This window comes from Methylomonas sp. HYX-M1 (assembly GCF_040741385.1).
Classification (GTDB): Bacteria; Pseudomonadota; Gammaproteobacteria; order Methylococcales; family Methylomonadaceae; genus Methylomonas; species Methylomonas rhizoryzae.
Genome location: NZ_CP160405.1, coordinates 2,123,478 through 2,148,227 on the forward strand (window position 1 = coordinate 2,123,478; position 24,750 = coordinate 2,148,227).

The 24,750-nt window shown below is 54.8% G+C and carries 19 protein-coding genes and 1 pseudogene; 17 read left to right on the top strand and 3 right to left on the bottom strand.

Annotated elements, in window-relative coordinates; all coding sequences use genetic code 11:
• Positions 1 to 43: 43 nt before the first annotated feature.
• From AB0A83_RS09685 to AB0A83_RS09695, 3 genes are all read left to right on the top strand, one after another.
• Positions 44 to 2,650 (top strand): EAL domain-containing protein, encoded by a 2,607-nt coding sequence (locus tag AB0A83_RS09685; protein ID WP_150048098.1) that lies wholly within the window; start codon positions 44 to 46, stop codon positions 2,648 to 2,650.
• A gap of 177 nt (positions 2,651 to 2,827) precedes the next feature.
• Positions 2,828 to 4,228 (top strand): argininosuccinate lyase, encoded by a 1,401-nt coding sequence (gene argH, locus AB0A83_RS09690; protein ID WP_150048099.1) that lies wholly within the window; start codon positions 2,828 to 2,830, stop codon positions 4,226 to 4,228.
• A gap of 65 nt (positions 4,229 to 4,293) precedes the next feature.
• Entirely contained in the window at positions 4,294 to 4,707 is a 414-nt protein-coding gene (locus AB0A83_RS09695; protein ID WP_150048100.1) for a hypothetical protein, read from the top strand.
• Positions 4,708 to 4,910: 203 nt separating this feature from the next.
• Here AB0A83_RS09695 and mutS read toward each other — a convergent pair whose 3' ends face one another.
• Positions 4,911 to 7,505, bottom strand: coding sequence for a DNA mismatch repair protein MutS (mutS, locus tag AB0A83_RS09700; RefSeq protein ID WP_367156104.1), 2,595 nt, complete (start codon positions 7,503 to 7,505; stop codon positions 4,911 to 4,913).
• Between the two features lie 275 nt (positions 7,506 to 7,780).
• Here mutS and AB0A83_RS09705 point away from each other — a divergent pair, with 275 nt between their 5' ends.
• The 10 genes and pseudogenes from AB0A83_RS09705 (at position 7,781) to AB0A83_RS09750 (ending at position 18,812) form a co-directional block, all read left to right on the top strand.
• Entirely contained in the window at positions 7,781 to 8,050 is a 270-nt protein-coding gene (locus tag AB0A83_RS09705) for a hypothetical protein (protein ID WP_367156105.1), read from the top strand.
• Positions 8,051 to 8,147: 97 nt separating this feature from the next.
• Positions 8,148 to 10,562 carry an EcoAI/FtnUII family type I restriction enzme subunit R gene (gene hsdR, locus AB0A83_RS09710; protein ID WP_367156106.1) on the top strand — a complete coding sequence of 805 codons (2,415 nt, stop codon included), beginning with the start codon at positions 8,148 to 8,150 and terminating at the stop codon, positions 10,560 to 10,562.
• A 39-nt stretch (positions 10,563 to 10,601) separates the two neighbouring features.
• Positions 10,602 to 12,353 (top strand): N-6 DNA methylase, encoded by a 1,752-nt coding sequence (locus AB0A83_RS09715; protein WP_367156107.1) that lies wholly within the window; start codon positions 10,602 to 10,604, stop codon positions 12,351 to 12,353.
• Positions 12,350 to 13,405: a YhcG family protein gene (locus AB0A83_RS09720; RefSeq protein ID WP_367156108.1), complete on the top strand. Its 1,056-nt coding sequence runs from the start codon at positions 12,350 to 12,352 to the stop codon at positions 13,403 to 13,405. The genes AB0A83_RS09715 and AB0A83_RS09720 overlap by 4 nt, the downstream gene beginning before the upstream one ends.
• Positions 13,405 to 15,384 carry a restriction endonuclease subunit S gene (locus AB0A83_RS09725; RefSeq protein ID WP_367156109.1) on the top strand — a complete coding sequence of 660 codons (1,980 nt, stop codon included), beginning with the start codon at positions 13,405 to 13,407 and terminating at the stop codon, positions 15,382 to 15,384. The genes AB0A83_RS09720 and AB0A83_RS09725 overlap by 1 nt, the downstream gene beginning before the upstream one ends.
• A gap of 90 nt (positions 15,385 to 15,474) precedes the next feature.
• Entirely contained in the window at positions 15,475 to 15,678 is a 204-nt protein-coding gene (locus AB0A83_RS09730; RefSeq protein ID WP_367156110.1) for a hypothetical protein, read from the top strand.
• Positions 15,675 to 15,881, top strand: a complete 207-nt coding sequence (locus tag AB0A83_RS09735; RefSeq protein WP_367156111.1) for a hypothetical protein — start codon at positions 15,675 to 15,677, stop codon at positions 15,879 to 15,881. The genes AB0A83_RS09730 and AB0A83_RS09735 overlap by 4 nt, the downstream gene beginning before the upstream one ends.
• An 8-nt stretch (positions 15,882 to 15,889) precedes the next feature.
• A complete protein-coding gene (locus AB0A83_RS09740) occupies positions 15,890 to 17,623 on the top strand; it encodes an AAA family ATPase (RefSeq protein ID WP_367156112.1) in 1,734 nt (577 codons plus the stop codon).
• Complete coding sequence (locus AB0A83_RS09745) at positions 17,620 to 18,477, top strand: hypothetical protein (RefSeq protein WP_367156113.1); 858 nt, start codon at positions 17,620 to 17,622, stop codon at positions 18,475 to 18,477. The genes AB0A83_RS09740 and AB0A83_RS09745 overlap by 4 nt, the downstream gene beginning before the upstream one ends.
• Before the next feature lie 93 nt (positions 18,478 to 18,570).
• Positions 18,571 to 18,812, top strand: a pseudogene (locus tag AB0A83_RS09750) (HU family DNA-binding protein).
• Positions 18,813 to 18,985: 173 nt separating this feature from the next.
• Here the strand turns inward: AB0A83_RS09750 and AB0A83_RS09755 are convergent.
• A complete protein-coding gene (locus AB0A83_RS09755) occupies positions 18,986 to 20,398 on the bottom strand; it encodes a PLP-dependent aminotransferase family protein (RefSeq protein WP_367156114.1) in 1,413 nt (470 codons plus the stop codon).
• A gap of 164 nt (positions 20,399 to 20,562) precedes the next feature.
• Here AB0A83_RS09755 and ilvE point away from each other — a divergent pair, with 164 nt between their 5' ends.
• The 4 genes from ilvE to AB0A83_RS09775 all read left to right on the top strand — a co-directional run bounded on the left by ilvE (position 20,563) and on the right by AB0A83_RS09775 (position 23,170).
• Entirely contained in the window at positions 20,563 to 21,438 is an 876-nt protein-coding gene (gene ilvE, locus AB0A83_RS09760; protein WP_367156115.1) for a branched-chain-amino-acid transaminase, read from the top strand.
• On the top strand, positions 21,438 to 21,941 hold the full coding sequence (locus AB0A83_RS09765; protein ID WP_367156116.1) for a DinB family protein: 504 nt from the start codon (positions 21,438 to 21,440) through the stop codon (positions 21,939 to 21,941). The genes ilvE and AB0A83_RS09765 overlap by 1 nt, the downstream gene beginning before the upstream one ends.
• Before the next feature lie 165 nt (positions 21,942 to 22,106).
• Positions 22,107 to 22,601, top strand: a complete 495-nt coding sequence (locus AB0A83_RS09770) for a cupin domain-containing protein (RefSeq protein WP_367156117.1) — start codon at positions 22,107 to 22,109, stop codon at positions 22,599 to 22,601.
• Between the two features lie 29 nt (positions 22,602 to 22,630).
• Positions 22,631 to 23,170 (top strand): hypothetical protein, encoded by a 540-nt coding sequence (locus tag AB0A83_RS09775; protein ID WP_367156118.1) that lies wholly within the window; start codon positions 22,631 to 22,633, stop codon positions 23,168 to 23,170.
• Positions 23,171 to 23,748: 578 nt separating this feature from the next.
• On the opposite strand, the gene AB0A83_RS09780 is transcribed toward AB0A83_RS09775, so the two are convergent.
• Positions 23,749 to 24,747 carry a two-component system response regulator gene (locus AB0A83_RS09780; protein ID WP_367156119.1) on the bottom strand — a complete coding sequence of 333 codons (999 nt, stop codon included), beginning with the start codon at positions 24,745 to 24,747 and terminating at the stop codon, positions 23,749 to 23,751.
• Positions 24,748 to 24,750: the final 3 nt, after the last annotated feature.

The following is a 24,750-nucleotide window of genomic DNA, read 5'->3' on the forward strand; positions in this document are numbered from 1 at the left end:
TCGATTGATGGCCAAATACTTCAGCTTATAGAAATGGTGTGCTATGTGGCAGTGGGTTGCGGAATCGTTTGGTTTGAACGGCTTAATCCCCCATGGTTTTTGCATTCAATGGAACCCGGTCTTGCTGTGGACCCTGGTTGCATCCGATTCAGCCATTGTATTGGCGTATTTTTCCATTCCCTATGCGATCTGGCATTTCGTGAAAATGCGGCCGGACATTCATCACCGCAAGTTGTTTGTCCTGTTCGGATTATTCATCGTCGCTTGCGGCGTGACCCACGCCTTTGACGTCATCACCATTTGGCGTCCAACTTATTGGGCGAACGCCTTTGCCAAAGTGTTTACCGCATTGATTTCGCTCAGTACCGCCGTGTTGCTTTGGCGAATCATGCCGGCCGCGCTAGGCCTGCCGTCCACCCGGCAATTGGAACAAGCGAAAGCGGCCCTGGAAACGTTGAATGCGCAATTGGAACAGCGCGTCATCGAACGGACTGAGGCGTTAGCCGGCTCGAATGCGCAATTGCAGACCACATTGCAAGAACTGACAGAGCTCAATCAACTCTTGCATCGAGAAAAAGCGCTCTTGCGCAGCTTGCTCGACAATATACCGGATCATATTTTCATCAAGGCTTGCGACGGAATTTACCTCGATTGTAACCGCGCTTTCAGCGATTTTTGCGGCGTATCGGCCAACGAAGTCATAGGAAAAACGGATCGTGATTTTTATCTTGGCGGCCCATCGGCCGTGCCGGCCAACGACCAAGAGGTTCTTAACGCTGCAAGCGCAATCGTCAGCGAAGAATGGCTGGTGTCGTCCGGCGGCGTGCACTGTTGTTTCGAGACCTTAAGAATTCCCTTTCGTGACGGCCGGGACGGCGTATTGGGGCTTATCGGCGTTAGGCGCAACATTACCGAACGCAAGCACGCGGACCTCAAATTGCAATTGGCCGGCAAAGTATTCAGTCATGCGCGCGAAGGTATCATGATCACCGATGCCGGCGGCGCCATCCTCGAAGTCAACGAAACTTTCAGCCGGATCACGGGTTATAGCCGCGACGAGGTGCTCGGCAAAAACCCGCGCGTCATGCAATCCGGCCGGCACAATGCGGACTTTTACGCCGCAATGTGGCAGGCATTGCAGGAAAAAGGCCATTGGTACGGCGAAATTTGGAACCGGCACAAATCCGGCACCGTGTTTGCCGAAATGTTGACTATTAGCGCAGTCAACGACGCTGCCGGCAAAATCCAAAATTACGTGGCCTTGTTCACCGACATTACCCAGATGAAGGAACACCAGTTTCAACTGGAATATATTGCCCATTACGACGCATTGACCAACCTGCCGAACCGGGTGTTGTTGTCCGATCGCCTGGAACAGGCAATGATGGCCAACCATCGCCGCCATTGCATCTTGGCTGTGGTGTATTTGGATCTGGACGGATTCAAAGCGGTCAACGATAGTTACGATCATCATATCGGCGACGAATTGTTGATTGTGGTATCGCAACGCATGAAAGCTACGCTACGCGACGGCGACACGTTAGCCAGAATCGGCGGCGACGAATTTGTCGGCATTTTGGTCGATCTGGAGCAAATCGACGATTGCGAACCGATCCTGCAGCGATTATTACAAGCGGCTGCGCAACCGGTGTGGGTCAACGAAATGTCGTTGCAGGTCTCGGCCAGCATCGGCGTGACTTTTTATCCGCAGGACGAGGTCGATGCCGACCAGTTGATCCGCCACGCGGACCAAGCCATGTACATTGCGAAACAAAGCGGAAAAAACCGTTACCATTTTTTCGACATAGAGCGCGACGCGGCACTCAAAACCCGGCAGGAACGCTTGCAAGACATTCGTCAGGCTTTGGACAGCAATGCCTTGCGGTTGTATTACCAGCCTAAGGTCAATTTATTGACCGGCGGCGTGGTCGGTGCGGAGGCCTTGATTCGTTGGCAGCATCCCGAGCGCGGCTTAATCTTGCCGGCGGACTTTTTGCCGGTCGTTGAAAATCACCCGCTTAGTGTGGAACTGGGCGAGTGGGTGATTTGCACGGCACTCGGCCAAATCCGCGCCTGGCGCGAAATCGGTCTGGATTTGCCGGTTAGCGTTAACTTGGGGGCCAGGCAATTTCAGCAAGCGGATTTCGTTTGCCGGCTCTCGGGCTTACTGGCCCAATTTCCCGACGTGCCGCCGTCTTCGTTGGAGCTGGAAGTATTGGAGACCAGTGCGCTGGAGGATTTGGCAGCGGTATCGGAAAAAATCAAAACCTGCCGGGAAATGGGGGTGCGGTTTGCACTGGACGATTTCGGAACCGGATTCTCGTCGCTGACCTATTTACGTCATCTGCCGGTCGACACCTTAAAAATCGATCAGAGTTTCATTCGCGACATGCTGAACGACAAAGACGATCTGGCCATAGTCAACAGCGTAATCGGCCTTGCGGATACCTTTAACCGGCAGGTTATCGCAGAAGGCGTGGAAACTCAGCGGCATGCGGAGCGCTTGCTGGCCCTGGGCTGCCATTTGGCCCAAGGCTACGGCCTCGCCAAACCGATGAGCGCCGAACAACTGCCCGGCTGGGCGGTGCAGTGGCGCGCGCATTATCTTGCCCAAGGTGTCAGCGCGCCGGCAGAAGGGCCGCAAACATAGCGCAAATCAGAGGCCGAACGAAGCGGGCATGCATCCGTCAAGCGTCCGGAGTTTGATTCTCTAAAAAAGTGTTCAAGTCAATCGGCTTATTTGCGACTAACACGAAACGGCGTCAGGTTCGCACCAAACGGGATGTGCCCGGTATAATCCGGATTTTGTTTTGATAATCGTCCAATCATGAGTAGCGTAAATACCGAGAAATTATCCAGCGCCCGTTTTGCCGAAGCCACTGACGCATTCGTGGAGGAATTCACCGCCTCGGTGAGTTTCGATCAACGCATGGCGCTGCAGGATATTCAAGGTTCGCTGGCGCATGCGGCCATGTTGCATAAGATCGGCATTTTGAGCGACGCCGAGTTGGCCGCTATTCGGCAAGGCATGGCGCAAATTCAAGCGGAAATTGCGCACGGTGACTTCGTTTGGTCTATCAAGCAAGAAGATGTGCATATGAACGTCGAGGCGCGCTTGACCGATTTGATCGGCATCGCCGGCAAAAAATTGCATACCGGCCGCTCCCGTAACGACCAGGTCGCTACCGACATTCGCCTGTATCTGCGTGATGAAATAGCGGCAATTATGAGGCAATTGGAGCGCCTGCAAACCGCATTGCTGGATAAAGCCGAACAGGAAGCCGCTACCATCATGCCGGGCTTCACCCATTTGCAGGTCGCGCAACCCGTGACGTTCGGCCATCATTTAATGGCTTGGTTCGAAATGTTGGCCCGCGACAAAGAACGTCTGCACGATTGCGTCAAACGCATCAACGTGATGCCTTTGGGGGCCGCGGCGCTGGCTGGTACCAGTTATCCGATAGACCGCTATATGACTGCCGATTTGCTAGGGTTTTCCCGTCCGTCCAACAACTCCTTGGATTCGGTCAGCGACCGCGATTTCGCCATCGAATTTTGCGCGGCGGCAAGTCTGATCATGTTGCATTTGTCGCGCTTTTCCGAGGAGCTGGTGTTATGGGCCAGCGCTCAGTTCGACTTCATCGATATTCCGGACGCTTTTTGTACCGGTTCCTCCATCATGCCGCAGAAAAAAAATCCGGACGTGCCCGAGTTGGTGCGCGGCAAATCCGGGCGGGTGACCGGACATTTGATGTCGCTGTTGATGCTGATGAAAAGCCAGCCTTTGGCCTATAACAAGGACAATCAGGAAGACAAAGAGCCCTTGTTCGATACGGTCGATACCTTAATGAATTGTTTGCGGGCGTTTGCCGATATGGTGCCGCACGTGCAAGCCAAGCGTGAAAATATGTACCGTTCGGCGAAACGCGGTTTTGCCACGGCGACCGACCTTGCCGATTATCTGGTGCGCAAGGGCATGGCGTTTCGGGATGCCCACGAGGTAGTCGGTCAGGCGGTGCGCTTGGGTTTGGATAGCGAACGCGATTTGTCCGAATTAAGTTTGCCGGAACTGCAAGGCTTTTCTCAGACTATCGGTCCTGAGGTTTTTGATATTTTGACGCTGGAAGGTTCGGTCGCTTTGCGAAATCACATAGGCGGTACTGCCCCGGAACAAGTCAGAAAAGCGATAACGGCCGCACGCGCGTCAATGTCAGCGGCGTTCGGTTAAGAACTTTTTAAGCCGGCACGCGCACACTCTTGCTCAAAATAAATCCTAACGAGAAGGAGAGTGACATGTTAAAAATCGTTTTAATGTTTACCGCCGTGGTGTCGTTGATTTTTTCCGCCTGGGCCAGCGCCGACGGGGGTGGCCACCATCACGGTCATCACCATGGACATCACCATGGTCACCACGGCCACCATCACAATCATTGGCGTCACCATGGCGGAGTAGTTCGCGAATATGTTCCGGTAGAACGCGTGTATTATGGTGCGCCGGTGCCTTATTATGCGCCGCCGGTCGTTCAATATGCGCCGGTTCCGATACCCGCTCCGCGGATCGGTTATTACGACCAACGCACCGGCACCGGTCTGGTGGGCGGTGTAGTCGGTGGGGTAGTCGGTTATGAATTGGGTGGGGGCGACCCTTTGGCGACCGGTATCGGTGCGGCGGCCGGCGCATTGATCGGTAACGGCGGCTATCGGTAATACGGTTGGCTTGCCGAGGCGGTTGCCTGCGAAAGCGACTCAACTGATCGGCTGTTTTGTCCGGCTACCGGTGCTGGAAAAAGCTCGCAGGGCGTCATCTGCGGTTCTTTTTCCAGCTTTGTCGCTGAACAAAAATTCGGCGACATTCGGGGATGTTTATTTAAGGCAATCGCCTTAGCTCAATGCGTTTCGGATGTTGAAAGTTACATGTCTTTCAGCATCTTCTTCATCCGATAGAGCGTGTCTAACGCTTGACGCGGACTCAAATTGTCCGGTTCAAGCTGTTCCAGTAACACTACGGCCGGATGGCATTCCCGGCTGGTGAACAAATCGAATTGGTCGATTTCGCTGCGGTCCTGCTGTTCGATATAAGCCGTGTTTTCCAATTGCGCCAGTTTTTGTTTGGCATTGATTATCACCGATTGCGGCACGCCGGCCAAGGCCGCGACTTGTAAGCCGTAGCTCTGGCTGGCCGGGCCGTCTTTCACCGCGTGTAGAAATACGATCTTGTCGCCGTGCTCCATCGCATCCAAATGAATGTTGTGGATGCCGGTTTGCTCCTCGGCCAGCGTGGTCAGTTCGAAATAGTGGGTCGCGAACAGGGTAAAGGCTTTGACGTTGCGGGCCAGGTAATCGGCGCAGGCCCAGGCCAGCGACAAGCCGTCGAATGTGCTGGTGCCGCGGCCGATTTCGTCCATCAAAATCAGACTGTTGGCGCTGGCGTTATGCAGGATGTTGGCGGTTTCCGACATTTCCACCATGAAGGTGGAGCGGCCGCTGGCCAAGTCGTCGGAAGCGCCGATGCGGGTGAAGATTTTATCGATCGGCCCGCAACTCAAAGATTGCGCCGGCACGTAGCAGCCGATGTGCGCTAGTAGCACGATCAATGCGGCCTGGCGCATGTAAGTCGATTTACCGCCCATGTTAGGACCGGTGATGACCAGCATGCGCCGGTCGCCGGAAAAATCCAGGTCGTTGGCGACGAAGGGAATGCTGGACAGTTGCTCGACCACCGGATGGCGGCCGGCGACGATGTGGATGCCGGGCTCCTGGGTCAACACCGGCTGGCTCCAGTCCAGGGTTTCGGCGCGCTCGGCAAAGTTGACCAGCACGTCGAGCTCGGCCAACGCGCTTGCACATTGTTGCAAATCCAGCAAGGCTTCGCCCAGCGTGCCCAGCAAGTCGTCGTACAGGGCTTTTTCGAAGGCCAGCGATTTTTCCCGCGCGCTGAGTACCTTATCCTCGAACGACTTCAATTCCGGCGTGATGTAGCGCTCGGCGCCCTTCAGCGTTTGTTTGCGGGTGTAATGTACCGGCACCTTGTCAGCTTGGGCGTTGGAAATTTCGATGTAATAGCCGTGCACCCGGTTGTAATTGACCTTGAGATTGGCGATGCCGGTGGCGGCCCGCTCACGTTGTTCCATGTCGATCAAAAACTGGTCGGCGTTCTGGCTGAGGTTGCGCAGTTCGTCGAGTTCGGCGTTGAAGCCCGGCGCGATGACGCCGCCGTCGCGGATCAATACCGGTGGGTTGTCGATGATGGCGCGTTGTAGCAAGTCGACCAATTCCGGATGTTCTTTGAGTTGCTGGCGTAAGGCTTCTAAATGCGGGTTGTCACTGCCGGCCAGTTTTTGTTGTAGTTCCGGCAATACCGCCAAGGTCAGGCGCAGGGTCAACAGGTCGCGCGGTCTGGCCGATTTCAACGCAATCCGCGAGCTGATGCGCTCGATGTCGCCGACTTGGCGCAGGCTGGTTTGCAGGTCGCGATACAACTCGTGGTCGATCAGACTGGCGATGCAGGCGTAACGGCCGTTGACCACCGCCTGGTCGCGTAACGGCCGATGCAGCCAGCGCCGCAAACAGCGGCTGCCCATCGCGGTGGCGGTTTTGTCCAGTACGCCGAGCAGGGTGTATTGCAGTTGGCCGCTGGGGTGGCTATCCAGCTCCAGATTGCGGCGGCTGGCGGCGTCCAAGCTGATGCTGTCGTCGGCGTGCTCGACGGCGATGCCCTGGATGTGGGGCAGGGCGTTGAACTGGGTGTCGCGCACGTATTGCAACAGACAGCCGGCCGCGCAAATCGCCGCCGGCAGTTGCTCGCAACCGAAGCCCTTCAAGTCGTGGCAGTTGAATTGCTTCAAAATCAATTGCCGGCAACTGTCCAATTCAAAATGCCAGGGCGGCCGTTTGCACAGGCCCTTGCGCTCCTTGATGGCGGCCGGCAAGGCCAGATCTTCGCTGAATAGCAATTCGGCCGGATTCAAGCGCTCGATTTCCGCCAGCAACTGGCTGTCGTTTTCCAGTTGTTGCAACACGAACTTGCCGCTGCTCAAATCCAGGCAGGCCAGCCCAATCGATTTGTCGAAGCGGGCCAAGGCTAGCAACAGGTTATCCTTGCGATCTTCCAGCAGAGCCTCGTCGGTGACCGTGCCGGGCGTGACGATGCGCACCACCTTGCGCTCGACCGGTCCCTTGGATTTGGCGGGGTCGCCGATCTGCTCGCAAATCGCGATCGATTCGCCCTGTTTCAGCAAGCGGGCGATGTAATTTTCGGCGGCATGATACGGAATGCCGGCCATCGGAATCGGCGCTCCGGCTGAACTGCCGCGCGCGGTCAAGGTAATGTCCAGCAATTGCGCGGCGCGTTTGGCATCGTCGTAAAACAACTCGTAAAAATCGCCCATCCGATAAAACAACAATATCTCGGGATGCTGCGCCTTGATGCGCAGGTATTGCTGCATCATGGGGGTGTGTTGTGTTTTATCGTCTTGCTTGGTGCCTTGTATTTTCTGGATGTTCATTTATAAGAATATGATATATAAGTAATATTTCGTATTTTCTGTTGTCATTTCATTGTCGACACTTACCCGCACTTTACCGGTTGGTATGGTTTTTAGTATGGTTTTTTTCGGGTGATACTCGCGCCATTATTCGTTACAGGAAACCCATGCCAAAATGGAACCGCTAAAGCTTTGCTACCTGGACAGCATATGGCTTTTGCTGATTACCCTGGACTGCATTTGTCTTGCCATGGTAGGGGTGAGAACTTGGTTTTATAGATACAGAAGCAGCGTTGGTGGGTGCCTTCTATGTCATTTCCATCAGCTATTGTCGCCTTGGAGGCTTTGAAAAACCAGCGTGGTTCTGGCAGGGTTCTACATTAGAAGCAAAGCAAGCGAAATCAAAGGTAAAAGCCTTAGCGTTAAAACAAGAGGCGGCAAATTCTGAAAACGCTTATACAGTACGCGTGCTGTGCGATGAATATTTAGCCGGACATGTTTGCCGTCACAGAGCCCCAAAAGGCTCAGCTGAAATTACAAGACCTAAATTGACTGTGGCTTATTGAGCGCCGCATGATTTACGACGTATATCACCCACCTTGTTGGTTGAGTTAGACAAAAGCACCGATTAATTAGAGTCGTTTAAACCGTAAGGAAAGTCGCTTGGACAAACTAACCCTCAGCGAACGCGATATCTGCACCAAATTCATCACGCCAGCGATCCAGCAAGCAGGCTGGCAGCAGCATCAATTTCGTGAAGAAGTGCAACTTACCGATGGCCGCGTCATGGTGCGCGGCAAACTGGCGGCACGGATCAAAAATCCCGAGGTCAAGGGTGGGCCAAAACGAGCCGATTATGTGCTGTATGCAAAACCCAATCTTCCCATAGCGGTTATAGAAGCCAAACAGGCTAAATTTTCAGTAGGGCATGGCATGCAGCAGGCTCTGGCTTATGCCGAATTACTGGATGCCCCGTTTGCCATCAGCAGTAACGGTAACGGGTTTCTGCTCCACGATCGCACGGGACTCACTCAGCCCGTGGAGCGAGAACTTGCCCTGGAGCAGTTTCCCAGTCAGGATGAACTATGGGCCGTGCATCAACAATGGAAAGGCTTAACCGATTCTGCCGCCGTCAAGCTGATCGAGCAACCCTTTCACAGTGACGGCAGTGGCCGCGAACCTCGTTATTACCAGCGTGTCGCCATCAACCGGGCGATAGAAGCTATTGCCAAAGGCCGGCAACGGGCATTGTTGGTGATGGCCACAGGCACCGGCAAAACGTACACCGCATTTCAAATTATCTGGCGCTTGTGGAAGGCCAAAGCCAAAAAACGCATTCTATTTCTTGCCGATCGTAACATCCTGGTCGATCAGACCATGCAGCAAGATTTCGCCCCCTTCGGCGAAAACATGCACAAAATCGGTAATCGGGAGGTGAAGAAAAATTACGAGATTTATCTCGCCCTCTATCAGGCCGTTACCGGTAAGGAAGAATGGAAACAAATTTACCGGCAGTTTCCGGCCGATTTTTTCGATCTGATTGTCGTCGACGAATGCCATCGCGGTAGTGCGGCTGATGACTCGGCTTGGCGCGAAGTCCTGGACTATTTCACAGCCGCTACTCACCTAGGCTTGACCGCCACGCCGAAAGAAACCAAGGACGTCAGTAACATCCACTACTTCGGCGAGCCGATCTACACCTATTCGCTGAAACAAGGCATAGAAGACGGTTTTCTTGCTCCCTACAAAGTCATCCGTATCGTTACCGATGCCGATGCCCTGGGCTACACGCCGGAAAAAGGCAAAATCGACAAAAACGGCCAGGCCGTTGAACAGCGCCAATACAACACCAAGGACTTCGATCGCAATCTGGTTCTGGAAAAACGCACCCATTTGGTTGCCGGCAGGATATGGGAATACCTGAAAAATACCGACCCCAAAGCCAAGACTATCGTCTTCTGCGACGATCAGGATCATGCCGAGCGTATGCGTCAGGAACTGGTCAAACTGATTCCCGCCGCGGCCAGCAACCGCCGCTATGTGGTGCGTATCACCGGTGACGACAATGAAGGCAAGGCGCAACTGTCTTATTTTATCGATAACGACGAGCCTTATCCGGTCATCGCCACCACCTCCAAGCTATTGACCACCGGTGTCGATGCCAAAACCTGCAAATTGATCGCCATCGATCAAACCATCAATTCCATGACCGAGTTCAAGCAGATCATCGGGCGCGGCACCCGTCTGCGCGAGGATTATCACAAGCTCTACTTCACCATCATGGACTTCAAGGGCGCGACTCGGTTGTTTGCCGACCCGGATTTCGATGGTGATCCCGTGGTTATTTATGAACCCAAACCCAACGAGCCTGTGGTTCCGCCAGACCCGCCGCCCACCATTACCGAACCGACGCCACCAACCTATGTGTCCGGCGAGGAAGAACCCGGCGTTGGCGGAGGAACCGGTGGCGAGGGTCGCGTCAAATACGTGTTGGACGACATTAACGTACAGGTAGCCGTTGAACGTTCGCAATATTTGGATGCCGACGGTAAGCTGATTACCGAGGACTATCGTGTTCTTCTCAAGGAAGACATCAAAAAATCCCTGCAAGCACAATTCGGTTCCTTAACCGACTTTCTGCGCCGCTGGTCGGAAGCCGAGCGCAAGCAAGCCATCCTGGAAGAACTCAAAGATCTCGGTATCCCGCTGGAAGTCTTGCAGCAGGCCGTCAGCAATGGCGAACAACTAGATGCTTTCGACCTGGTTGCGCACGTGGCATTTAACCAAAAACCATTGACCCGCCGCGAACGTGCTAATCAGGTCAAAAAACGCGACGTATTTTCAAAATACGGCGATCAAGCTCGCGCCGTGCTCGAAGCCTTGCTGGAAAAATTCGCCGACCACGGCATTCAAGACATTGAAGACAGCAAAGTGCTGGAATTGCCGCCATTCGACCAAATCGGCACCAAAACCCAAATTCGCCGTGGCATATTCGGCAGCGCGGAAAATTTTGCGCTTGCCGTCCATGAACTGGAAAATGCGCTGTATCAAGAAGCCACACAACAAAAGTCGGCTTGAGCTATTGCCGCCGACGTATTTCAATATAAGCACTAAAACATGAATCTAAGCAGTACCATCAAATCCATTCAGGACATCATGCGCAAGGACGACGGCGTCGACGGCGACGCGCAACGTATCGGCCAATTGACCTGGATGCTGTTTCTCAAAGTATTCGACCAACGCGAAGAAGAATGGGAAGACGACAATGCCGACTACCAATCGCCATTGCCGGAAAATCTCCGTTGGCGCAATTGGGCTGCCTATAAAACCGATGACCAAGGCAAGAAGAAACCGCAAATCCAGGCCAGCGAACTGATCGCTTTCGTCAACAACCAGCTGTTTCCCACGCTGAAGGAAATAGACGCGGCGGACGGCCCCACCCAAAAAGTCATCAAGCAGGTTTTCGAGGATTCCAACAACTACATGAAATCTGGCCCGCAAATGCTGGCCGTCATCGAAAAGCTGGAAGAAGCCATCAACTTCCACGACTTCAAAGCCCGTATCCACTTGGGTGATGTCTACGAACAGCTGCTCAGCGACCTGCGCGGCGCCGGTAATGCCGGAGAGTTCTATACGCCTCGGGCCATCACGCAGTTCATGGTGCAAACGCTCAACCCCAACCTGGCGAAGCGCGAAACCGTGCTCGATCCGGCCTGCGGCACCGGTGGTTTTTTATCCGCCGCCATCGACCACTTTCTTCGCCAACTGAGCGATAAATCCGGTTCCGACGATAAACGCGCAATCGAGGATCTGATTCGCGGCATGGAGAAAAAGCAGCTGCCACATCTGCTGTGTACCACCAACATGTTGCTGCATGGTATTGAAGTACCCAGCCAAATTGAACGTCACAACACCCTGGGTAGGGCTTGGAACGACTGGAACGCCAACGAAAAAGTCGATTGTCTGGTCACTAACCCACCGTTTGGCGGTTACGAAGACAACGGCGTGGGTTCCGATTATCCCGGCGATCTGAAAACCCGCGAAACCGCGGACATGTTCATGGCCTTGATCATCAAAAAACTGCTGAAGGAAGACGGCCGCGCCGCCGTGGTATTGCCGGACGGCTTTATGTTTGGCGATGGCATCAAGGGCAAACTCAAAGAACTGCTGCTGAGCGAGTGCAACCTGCATACCGTGATTCGCCTGCCCAAAGGCGTATTTGCGCCTTACACCACCATCAAAACCAATCTGCTGTTTTTTAACAAAGGCAAGCCGACCGAAACCATCTGGTTTTACGAACATCCGTATCCGGCTGGCTACAAAAGCTATTCCAAAACCAAACCGATCCGCCTGGAAGAATTCGAGGCCGAAAAAGCCTGGTGGGGTAAGGCGGACAACGATTTCGCCGACCGGGTAGAAAGCGAGCAGGCCTGGAAAGTCGACTTTAAAACCTTGAAACAGCAAGCCGAAGCGGCCGCCAAGCCGCATTGGGACAAGGCCGAGGATTTGAATAATCAGGCCGCAAAGTTGGAAAACCAAGTCAGGGATTTGCGCGCCTCGCTGACCAGCGTCAATGATGCCGACTATCGCAAAAAAGTGGAAGAGCAAATGGCTGGCTTGCGCGAACAAGCTGACGCTTTGCGACTGGCCGCACGCGATGCCCAGGCCGCCGGCGATCGTCTGTACTGGCCGATCTACAATCTGGATCTGAAAAATCCCAATGCCGCAGCGGAAGAAAGCCACGATCCCGACGTATTGCTGGACAAATATAAAACCCTGCTCGGCGAAATCGAGGAAACCGAAAACCATTTAAAAAGCGAGCTGGCCGCCGCGTTGGCGCACCACTTTACCGTCGAGGCTGAAGTATGAAGCCCATCGCTACCGACCATCCTGACTCGCAAGCCCTGCTGACCGATATTCGCCAGCTGATAGGCCAAAGCCGCGCTCAACTCGCTACCGCCGTCAACAGTGCGCTGACCCTGCTGTACTGGCACATCGGCCTGCGCATCCAGCGCGAAGTGCTCAAAGGCGAGCGCGCCGAATACGGCGAACAAATCGTTATTACCTTGGCCAAACAACTGGAAACCGACTATGGGCGCGGTTTTTCCAGCAAAAACCTGCGCCACATGCTGCGCTTTGCCGAGGTGTTTCCAACCGAAGAGATTGTCTACGCACTGAGTAGACAATTAAGCTGGACCCATCTGCGCAGCCTGATTTACATCGACGATCCACTGAAACGCGAATTCTATATAGAAATGTGCCGAGCCGAACGTTGGAGCACCCGTACCCTACAAGGTCGGCTGGACTCCATGTTATTTGAACGCACCGCGCTATCACGCCAACCCGATGAAATATTGAGCGCCGAACTAGCCGCGCTACGCGAAACCGGCGAAATCATGCCCAGTCTGCTGTTGAAAGACCCTTATGTGCTCGACTTTTTGGGCCTGCAAGACCGCTACCTGGAAAAAGACCTGGAAGACGCGATCCTGCGCGAACTGGAAAACTTCCTGCTGGAATTGGGTGCCGGTTTTACCTTTGTCGCCCGGCAAAAGCGCTTGCAGATCGATAACGACGATTTTTACATTGACCTGTTGTTTTACAACCGTCGCTTGAAACGCCTAGTCGCCATCGACTTGAAACTGGGCGACTTCAAAGCCGCCGACAAAGGCCAGATGGAGCTATACCTGCGTTGGCTGGCGAAATATGAACAGGAGCCCGGCGAAGCCTCGCCGCTGGGCATCATTCTCTGTAGCGGCAAGAAGCAGGAACAAATCGAACTGCTGGAACTGGATCAGACCGGCATCCACGTCGCCGAATACCTGACCGAACTACCGCCCAAGGAAATTCTGCAACAAAAGCTGCATCAAGCCATAGCTCAATCACGGCAGCGGCTGGAGAACCGTAGCGAGGAGATGGACTGATGGATGCCCAGCAGTTTTTGGCGGAGTTCGGGCATATTGCTAATGCGCCGGGAGGAGTGGCACGGCTACGTGGATTAGTCCTGCACTTGGCAATAACGGGAAAGCTTGTGCAACAAATTCCGACCGAAGAACACGCAGAAATTCTTTTGGAACGCATGAAGCTTACAGCAACTAAGCTTTACTCGAAGAAGCGAAGAGAACAAAAAAAACAGCATAATGAGCAGCAAGTATTTACGAATAACTCTCTTCCGAATGGTTGGGCCTTGGTTGATCTGGGCGATTTGGGAGATTGGGGTGCTGGTTCAACTCCATCGCGCAGTAATTCAACTTATTACGGAGGAGGTATCCCTTGGTTTAAATCTGGTGAATTGAAGGCTGATTACATTACCAAGTCGGAAGAGTGTGTTTCTGAATTGGCGTTGAAAGAATGTTCACTCCGTCTTAACAGTCCTGGTGATGTCCTGATCGCAATGTATGGTGCAAACATTGGTCAGGCTTCAATCGTTGAAGTTAAGAGCACTACTAACCAAGCAATTTGTGCATGTACCCCGCATGAAGGCCTTAACAACCGCTTCTTGCTGTTGTTATTGCGTGCGCTACAAGATTACTTCATTAACTTGGGTGCCGGAGGCGCTCAGCCCAATATTTCAAAAGAAAAAATTGTTGCCACATCTGTAGGATTACCGCCAGAGAAGGAACAATCCCGCATCGTCGCCAAAGTCGATGAGCTGATGGCCTTGTGCGACAAGCTGGAATTCCAGCAGCAACAGCGCCGCAGCCTACAAAACAATCTGCGCCAGTCCACCCTGCAAGCCGTCGCCGCATCCACCAGTCCGCGTGAGCTGCAAGCCAACTGGACGCGCCTCGCAGACAATTTTGGCCGGTTATTTAACGGGCCGGAGGATGTTGGAGAGTTGCGCAAACTGATTCTCGATTTAGCAGTGTCAGGCTACCTGACTCAGCACGAGGAGTCAGACGAGCCAGCCGCCGACCTGCTAGATAAGCTATTGAGTGCTAAGCAGAAGCTTATGGCGAAAGGAACGGTAAAACATAGAAAACCAGTTAAAGCAGAGGAACTTCAGGAAACCATAATTCCCGTCCACTGGGAAACAATCACTCTTGATGAGGCCATCTCAACTATTGATGCTGGCTGGAGTCCCGCTTGTTTGCCGAGCGCGAGAGGCGATGATTCTAAATGGGGAATATTAAAGACAACTTCTGTGCAAACACTCCAATTTCTGCCGCACGAGCATAAGGAGTTGCCCGCGTCACTTGAGCCGCGTCCGCAGTATGAGGTTCAAGTGGGCGACATTCTAATAACTCGCGCAGGTCCAAAAAATCGTGTTGGTATTTGCTGTGTGGTGGATCAAGCACCACCGCGGCTAATGATCTCGGATAAGTTAATTCGATTTCATATCGTCGATGACCTAATTGATGCTCGCTTTGTTGCATTGTGTTTGTCTGCAGGGGAGTCCGGTCGCATTCTGGAACGATTGAAATCAGGGATGGCAGAAAGCCAAATGAATATCTCCCAGGACAAGTTGAGGGCAATCACCATCCCGCTACCGCCGTTACCTGAGCAGCTTCGCCTCTTGGCAAAAATTGAAGCCTTGATGCGTGTGATCGACAAGCTTGAACAACAACTGCATGATGAAACGGATTTGGGACGCCGCTTTGCTGTCGCTGCCTTTTCAAGCATCACCGGCATCACCGCCGAATCCGAGGAGAACGAACCTTTGAAAGCCCCCAAAACCGAACTGATAGCCCCGTTGCGGCTGGGCACTCCACCCAGCACCAAGGAACAAGCACCGCTGGCCGCGATACTCGCTCATCAAAACGGCGAAATGGCCGCCAAGGATTTATGGCAGCGCTTCGGTGGCGAGATCGATGCCTTTTATGCCCAGCTGAAATTGGAAGTCGACAAGGGCTGGATACTGGAACCCGAAGTGGCCAAAATGCGGCAGCTGGAGACCGCCTGATGCCGACCTGTTGGATCATCGCCGGGCCGAACGGCATACCCTTATACATAAGTCCGTCACCCCGGCATGGATTGCCGGGGTCCAGGCTGCATGGATAGCTCGAAGCCTGCCATCCATGGCGCTGGATACCCGCTTCCCGGCGGGTATGACGACATTTTTATTAACGCCGACCAAACCCGTTGTTTTATGAACGATGGCGACCGGCCCGAGTTGGTGTTTCGGCAACAGGCCGGCCAGCGTGAAATTTATCATTCCGAATTTTTCGAGTTGCTACAACAGGAGGCTCTGCAATGAGCGCACTCATTACCCCGACACCCGATCAGGACACTCAATCCATGCTCGATTGCCTGCGGCAAACCGTGACGACGACCTTGGAGCGTAAACGGCGCTTAGGCCAGTATGTCGTGATATGGCAGAACAATACGCCCGTTGTAGTCGGTGAGGACGCGCCAATCGAACTGCAACCAGCCAATCAACAGGCTCAAAACGGAAGGTAGCTCTCTGCATGCATCTGCAACGGATTAAAATCGGCGCATTCAAAAACCTGAAGGATGTGGAAATCATCTTCAGCGAGGTTTTTCAGGCGACATATGGAGAACCAAGCGAAAAACCGATTCGTAGCCATGCGGTGATTGGTCAGAACGGTACCGGCAAGTCCAACTTGATCGAAGCCATCATCACCCTGTTTAGGGATGTGGATTTGGACCGTGAGGCCGGTTTTGATTACGAGCTGGATTACAGCATTCGCGGGATTAAAGTACAGCTGCAAGCCGATTTGGCGAAACAGAAACGGCCTTTTGTCTGGGTGGACGGCAAAAAGGAATCACAAGGCTATTTGCTGGAGCACAAGGAGCTGCTGCCATCACATATCTTTGCCTATTATTCGGGCCGCAACGAGCGTTTGGAGGCGTTGTTTCAAGAGCATCAACGCCGATTCAATCGCCGGCAGGAGATTACCGCCGAGGAAGTGTTGCCGGAACAGTTGTTGCGCAATTTCACCGCTAGTGAGTCGGATATCCGGCTTATCGAGCAACTGCGCAAGCGCGAGGACAGCAAAACCTTAAGGCAGTTTGGCGACGATAAACTGCGTCGGCTGTTTTATTGCCGGGGCGGTCATAGCCAGTTGGTGTTGTTGGCTTGTTTGCTGTCGGACGATCCGGTGTTTACCAAGGTGATGCATAACCTGCACATCGAATCGCTGGAGTCGGCGTTGTTCGTGTTGAAACAGCCGCATCGCTTGCGCGGAGAGTTAAAGGACGACGATATTTTGGAAGGTGATCCGCGGTTTTGGTATGCGCGAGGCAATGTCGTTAGCGAGTTCCTCGACAAGTTGTGGCAAGTGGCCTGGGCGCCCATCGAGCATGAGGAAACCAAACTGATCGATTTCCGTGGCCGACGGGAACGCCAGAAGCAGCTTTACCTGTTCGTGCCTAGTAATGACAAGCTTAAAGAGCTGGGCAATCTGATCGGTGGTTCCGACAGCTTCTTTCGCTATGCCGAAGGAGCATATATTGGTGATCTGATCGAGGAAGTGCGTATCACGGTCAAAAAACGCGACGAACATGGCGGCAAGGTGAGCTTTACCCAGCTTTCCGAAGGTGAATTGCAAATTTTGACCGTACTGGGTTTGATGCGAATTACCCAGGGGAGCGAAAGCTTGTTTCTTCTCGATGAGCCGGATACCCACCTGAACCCCATCTGGAAATTGCGCTATTTCGATGACATCGAAAGTGTGCTGACGCCGGTAAACGGCATTGCTGGTCAAGGCGAGTCGCAAATCATTATTACCACTCACGATCCCATGATGGTCGGCAGCCTGAAACGCGAGCAAGTCCATATCCTGCGTAAGCAAGGCAACAAGACGCTGGTCGATACACCGGATGTCGATCCGCAAGGTATGGGCGTGACGGGTTTGCTAAAAAGCGATTTGTTCGGATTGTCGTCCACACTGGATGCAGAAACCGAACGGCGTTTGCATCGGCGCAATTATTTGTTTTCCCTGGATGCATTGCGAACGCCGGAAGAAAATGACGAACTCACTCGCCTGAGCGCCGAACTAGCCGATTTGGGTTTTTCCAATGCCGATTTTAAAGACCCTTATTACGCGATGTTTGTACGGAAGATGGCCCAGCACACCCGTTTTCATAAGCCGGCATTGTCACCCGAGGAGCAAGCCGAACAGGATGCGATTGCCGATGAAATCATCAACGCCATTCTCAAAGAGGACGATGCCCAATGATCTTTATCGATTTGGAAAATCGATTGCCGACCGATGCCGATATTCCCGGCTGGACACCATGGTCGGAACACAAATGGCAGGAATGGCTTGCAGAGTCCAATCGGCTGGTCGCGGAGATGGCCGCGCATCATGGTGCAGGAAACTTGCAAGATCGAAACAAGTTGATCGACGACAACAGTCATCACTGGGGCAAGCTTAAACCCTGGTTATTGGCGTTGTCCGGTGGCAAGTGCTGGTTTTCAGAAGCTCGAGATGTGTATTCGCATCTGGATGTGGAGCACTTTCGCCCGAAAAAAGCAGCTAAATCCGCGGACGGTGAAGACAGAGATGGATATTGGTGGCTGGCATTTGATTACATGAATTTCCGGGCTTGCGGCAATGTGGGCAATCGCAAAAAGGGCGGTTGGTTTCCGTTGAATGACGGATCCCTTTGTTCGTCGTTTGATAATCGGTGTGAAGAATCCGAAATTCAATATTTGCTGGATCCGATTGATTGCGGTGACGTCAACTTGCTGGCGTTTGATGAGGAAGGTAAGGCTATCGCCGCACCTGGAATATCCGAGTGGGAAAAATTGCGCGTGGCCGAAACAGTCAACCGGTTAAAGTTAAACGAGCATGAGCCTTTGACGGAAGCGCGTAGAAAGGTTTGGACTAAGGCTTCACGTTTGATTGAGCAGTACCAAAAAGCCAAATTCCAATGCGGTAATGGCGGCAACCCCGTCGCAAAAGAGAAAGCCAAAAGTTGTCTTCTCCAGGTAAGAGATATGACCAGGCCCGATGCCGAGCTGTCGTCGGTTGTCAAGTGGTGCGTGTTGCTGCGCAACGATCCGCAGTTGGCTAGGTTGTTGTCATGAGATTAGCTGACCGTCAAAGATTGAAGTAGAAACGGCTCATGTCCCCGATACCACTAAATCAACACACATTTTTTAACCCAAGGAAATACCAGAATGAACAAATCCGAACTTATTGACGTCATTGCCAGCCACGCCAACCTGACTAAAGCCGACGCCGGCCGAGCGTTGGATGCTACACCCATTCCATTCAAGCGGCGTTGAAAGCCGGTGATTCGGTGGCGCTGGTTGGCTTCGGTATTTTTGAGGTGAAAGAGCGTGCAGAGCGCACTGGCCGGAATCCGCAAACCGGCGAAGCGATTACTATTGCCGCTGCCAAGTTGTCGTCTTTGAAATAAGGAAAAGGAAGTCACACTGCCTCAATCAGATTCTGATTTCAAAGCGAAAAAACAGCGTTCACAGTGATTGTTTTATATCGGGGCGCATCATTGGATAAGTATTTATGTGCCTACGGCCCGCTTTCCTTTTCTGTCAACATTGTCGCTTGCTAGGTGCCGAAAGACCAGCCGCACTATTTCGCGCCGACCATTTGACCCAATTTGACCAGTGCCTGATTGAGCCGCTCGTCCCAATCGACCGCGCAGTTGAGGCGGATAAAGTTGCGGTATTTTTGCGTGGCCGAGAATATCGGACCGGGCGCGATGCTGATGTCTTGCGGCAACGCCCGCCGGCTCAGCGCCGTTGCATCGACGCTTTCGGGCAGTTCCACCCATAGCACGAAACCGCCCGCCGGCTGGGTGACCCGAGTGCCCGGCGGAAAATAAGCGCCGATGGCCGCCGTCATGCGTTCCACCGCTTGCCGGTATTGGTTGCGCACTTGGCGCAGGTGGCGCTCATAGCCGCCTGCGGCCAGCATGTCCGCGACTGCCAATTGCACAAGGGTTGGCGTCGCCAGATTGCTGACGTATTTCAGATACTCGGTTTGCTCATGCAGCGGCCCTGCCACCAGCCAGCCCACCCGCATACCGGGACTCAGCGATTTGGAAAACGACGAGCAATACAATACCCGCTCCTCGTTATCCCAGCTTTTCGCTGGCGACGGCCGTTGCAGGCCGAACCCCAGGTCGCCGTAGACGTCGTCCTCGATCAGCACAATCCGGTTGCGATTGACCAGTTCGACGAGGGCGCGCTTGCGCTCATCGCTCATGCAATAGCCCAAGGGGTTACTGTAGTTGGGCACCGCAATGCAGGCCTTGATCGGCCATTGCTCGCAGGCCAGTTGCAAGGCGTCCAGTGCGATGCCGTCGCGCGGATGGGTGGGAATTTCGATCGCACGTAGCGACAGTGATTCGATGATTTGCAATAGCCCGTAAAAGGTCGGCGATTCGATGGCGACGATGTCGCCGGGTCGGGTGGCGGCTCTTAAGGCTAGCGTTATCGCTTCCTGACAGCCATTGGTGATCAGGATGTCATTGGGGTCCACAGGACAGCCCTGTTCCGACATGCGTCGGGCGATTTGCCGGCGCAGTTCCGGCGCGCCCGGCGGGAATTCGTAATGGGCGAGGCGCTGGCCGTAGCGGCGGGCCACGCTAGCCGAGATTTGCGCCATTTTCCGGGTCGGCAGAAACGCCGCCGCCGGCACTGCCGCGCCCAATTGCACGATTTTCGGATTGTTGGCGGCCTTGATTAGCCGTAATACCAGCTCTTGCCCGGTCACCAGCGTCGGTTCGCGCGGCGGCGCCGACATGGCCGGTTCCTGCAGCGGCGAACGTGTGCGGGCTCTGACGTAGTAGCCGGAGCGCTGGCGCGCCTCGATATGGCCCTGATCTTCCAGCCGTCGCAACGCGCTGACTGCCGTCGCGGTACTGACCCGGTGCTGTTGGCTGAGCTGGCGCACGCTGGGCATACGTTCGCCCGGCCGGTACAGGTTTTGGGCGATGGCATTCAGCAAATGCTCGGCGAGGTTTTCGTAGCGTAGGTTCATGGGTGCTTGCAATACAGTTTGGACGCGGCGCCATGGCTACAGTATGCCTGGGTGTTAAACTGTATCGATATAATTAAGCCTTATTGCATCTGTAGTGGTTGTGGCATTTTAGTCTAAAGTGGTGCCTCCTTTAAACACCGGTAAAATACACTCAGGAGAATACGATGACTGACCGCGCCATATGCTGGTTGAACGGCCAACTGCTGCCTGCCGAACGCGCCGGAATTCCGGTCAACGACCACGGCCTGCTGTACGGCGACGGCGTGTTCGAAGGCATACGCTTTTACAAGCGTCGCGCCTTTCGCCTGCCGCAACATTTACAGCGTCTGCAGTTGTCGGCACGGGCGATTGCGTTGCAAATTCCGCTGGCCGCCGCCGAATTGATCGCGGCCATCGAAGGGCTGATCGCGGCGTTCGCCGAGGACGACGGCTACATCCGCTTGATGGTCACGCGCGGCGCCGGCCCGTTGGGCTTGAATCCCAAGAGCTGCGCATCGCCCAATGTCATTGCCATTGCCGACCAATTGACGATGATGGACATCGGCCAACAACAGGCCGGTGCGCGGCTGATCGTATCGTCGGTGCGCCGCTTGCCGGCCGACGGCCTCGATCCGCGCATCAAGAGCCTGAATTATTTGAACCACATTCTCGCCAAAATCGAAGCCAACCATGCCGGCGCCGACGAGGCGCTGCTGCTCAATGGCCAAGGCCGGGTCGCGGAAGGCAGCGCCGATAACGTGTTTATCGTACGAGACGGCCTTTTGCTGACGCCGCCGTGCAGCGAAGGGGCGCTGGAAGGTATCACCCGCGAATTGGTGTTAGAGTTGGCGCGGGCCAACGGCATCGAAGCTAACGAACAGCCGTTGGGCGTGTACGATTTGTACGCGGCCGATGAATGTTTCCTGACCGGCACCGGCGCGGAGCTGATTCCGGTCGCCAGCATTGACTGCCGGCCGTTGCCCGATTGCCCGGGACCGACGTTCCGCCGTTTGCGGCAGGCCTTTGTTGAAACCATAGCCGCCGAGTGCAGGGGAGCCTGATGAATTTGCCGGAACATTTTGCCTTGCAGGCCCGTTACAGCCAGTGGGTTAACCGGCGACTGTACGACGCTTGCGCGACCTTGGCGGACGCCGAACGCAAACGCGATAGGGGTGTGTTTTTCGGTTCGATTCACGGCACCTGGAATCATTTGCTGCTGGGCGACCGGTTGTGGCTGGCGCGCTTGCAGGATCAGCCCGCGCCTTACCAACGCTTGGATTTGCAACTTTACAACGATTTCGCCGAGCTGCGCGCCGCGCAATGCGCCAGCGATGAGACCTTGCTGGATTTGATTCTATGCCTGGGAGCTGCCGATTTGCAACGGCGCATCGCGTTCCGTAGCCTGTCCACCGGGCAAGACAAGGTATTGGCCGTGACCACCCTGTTGACCACTTTATTCATCCACAAAACCCACCATCGCGGTCAAATCACCGCGCTGTTGAGTCAAAGCGGTTGCAATTACGGTGACATAGATTTCATCTGCGCGCCGTTTGTCGATTATTGAGTCAGCACTAAAATACTGCGTTCGTCCTGAGATTTGCTGAGTGTGACACCTCGGGCTTCGACTAGCTCAGCCTTTATGTCCCAAAGGGTAAGAACGCTATACCCGCAAACAATGGAGCCGGATTAATAACCGCTTTCTCTTTCATGCGCCACCGGACCGTTTCACATGACTGAACCACCATTCCCAGACGCCGTCGCTGCCGAGCAAGTGCCGCCGCGGCCGAGAAAATCCCTGTATCCGCAAGCGATTCGCGACCTGTATGACCACGGATTGGCGGGGCGGGAAAAACGTGCGCTCGGCGACGCGTTCGGGCTACAAAACTTCGGCGTCAATCTGACCAAGTTGGCGCCGGGCGCGATTTCCGCCTTGCGCCATGCCCACGCCAAGCAGGACGAATTCATATACGTGCTACAAGGCACGCCGATGCTGTATACCGACGCGGGGGCGACGCTGTTGGCGCCGGGTCTATGCGCGGGCTTCAAGGCCGGCAGCGGCAACGCCCATCGCTTGGTCAACGAATCGGCGCACGACGTGCTGTATCTGGAAATAGGCGACCGCACGCCGGGCGACCGGGTCGACTATCCCGACGACGATTTGTTGGCGGTCGGCACGGACGGCGGTTGGCTGTTTACCCATAAAAACGGCAAACCGTATCCGTGAGGGCTAAACAAAACCCTCGCATTATTTTGATGCGCCACGGCCAGCCTAGCGTGGCTTTGACCGGCTGGCTGCGGGCGCGCGACTTGGCTCGGCTCGCCGAAGCCTATCGCGTCGCCGGCATCGTCGATGCGCCGCCGCGGGTTAGCCTTGACGTGTTTCAGCGCATCGGCATGGTGTTGTGCAGCGATCTGCCGCGTTCCCGGCAATCGGCACACGCGTTGAGATTCAGCGAAACTCCGGTCGCCGATGCGCTGTTCGGAGAAGCCCGATTACCGCATTTTAATCAAGGTTGTGTTTGCCTGCCGGTGGGCGTATGGCTGGTCTTGTTGCGCCTGCTATGGTTGGCCGGCTTTTCCCGCAATGGCCAATCGTACCGGGCGGCCAAACGGCGTGCCGGCTTGGCCGCGCAACGCTTGATCGATTTTGCCGAAGTGCACGGCAGCGTGTTGTTGGTGGGGCACGGTGTGATGAATCACTTGATCGGCCGCGAACTGCGCGCCCGGGGCTGGCGTTGCCGCCTGCGCCCTGGCAAGGATTATTGGACTTATGGGGTTTATGAGGCAAATTGAATAGTCGGGTTTGATGCCAACATGGGCGCCGGATTGTTATCGAAGGTTGGACAGTGCATGCGCTTACCGCATGGAGTCGCTATCGCATCGGTTTTTTCCCTGAGGTAAAAGAAAGTCCGTATCCAGCCTTAAGGTGTCGAACCGAACGTAAGCTCAAAATATTGCCGTGTCACGCCTGCCAGGGCCCGGCATCGAAAGGTAACCGGGCAGGGCGCGGATGCGCCGAAACCAGGCGACGATGTTGGGGTAATCGCTGGTGGCGATGCCTCCTGCCGGGGCCAGAGCCAGATAGGGATAAACGGCAAGGTCGGCAAGCAATCACCGGTCGTTGATCAGCTAATCGCGGTTTTCCAGATGGTCTTCGACGATGCCCAAGACCTTGTCGGCGGTTTGCTGAGCGCGTGCCATGTCGATGGTGCGGCTGAACTTTGCGTGTACTGATAGCATGGCCGATCTCGTTGGCAGCGAAGGAGCCAACGTCGCAGTTGGACCTTTTTCCTCGGTTATTGCCGATGGGCGCAGTGGCAGCGCCAATTCGGGTGAATACCAAATCTGCAAATTCGAACTGGGCGGCGGCATCAGACGCCTTGCTGCGTTTCCCGACTGTCCCAATCGGCCTTGATTTCCAAAATACGTGGCAGGCAGGTTTCGAATGCTTCGACCAGCGCAGGGTCGAAATGGCGGCCCGAGCCCTCGCGCACGGTTTTCAAGGCCTGTTCCACCGGCCAAGCCTCCTTGTAAGGGCGCTTCATGGTCAGTGCGTCGAACACGTCGACCAGCGCGACGATGCGCGCCGATGCGGGAATGGCTTCGCCAAGCAGGCCATCGGGATAACCGCTGCCGTCCCACTTCTCGTGATGGCGAAGTGCGACCTCGGCGGCCAACACAAATACCGGCGCGTCGCTGCTGGACAGGATTTCGTAGCCTATCCGGCAATGGGTACGCATGATGGCCCATTCGTCCGCATCCAGTTGGCCGGGTTTGCGCAACACCGAGTCGGGAATGCCGATTTTGCCGGTGTCGTGCATCGGCGCGGCTTGCTCCAGTAAAACGCAACTCTCCTTGGGCCAGCCGACGGCCTCGGCCAGTTGTCGGGCGTAAGCCGCGATGCGCCAGATATGCAGGCCGGTATCGCTGTCGTTGTAATGGCCGGCTTTGCCGAGCATGGCGAGGGCCTCGCCGTACGTTCTTTCCAAGCGTTTGGCCTGAACCAGCGATAGGTGGGTCCGCACCCGTGCCCGCACGATCCGGGGGTAAACCGGTTTGATCAAATAATCGACGCAGCCTGCGTCGAAGCCGGCTTCCTCTTTTTCCAATTCGGACAGTGTCGTAATGAAAATCACCGGGATGGCCTCGGTCGCCGGATTGGCTTTTAGGGCGCGGCAGACCGCATAGCCGTCCATTTCCGGCATCTGGATATCGAGCAGGACCAGACAGGGATGGTGCTTGCCCGCCAGCTCGAGCGCTTCCGCGCCGTTTCGAGCCAGCATTAACCTGTGTTCGTCTTTGAGCGTGTGGCGTAGGATGGCCAAATTGGTGGGCTCATCGTCAACGATGAGGATGGGGCCGTAAGGCATGGC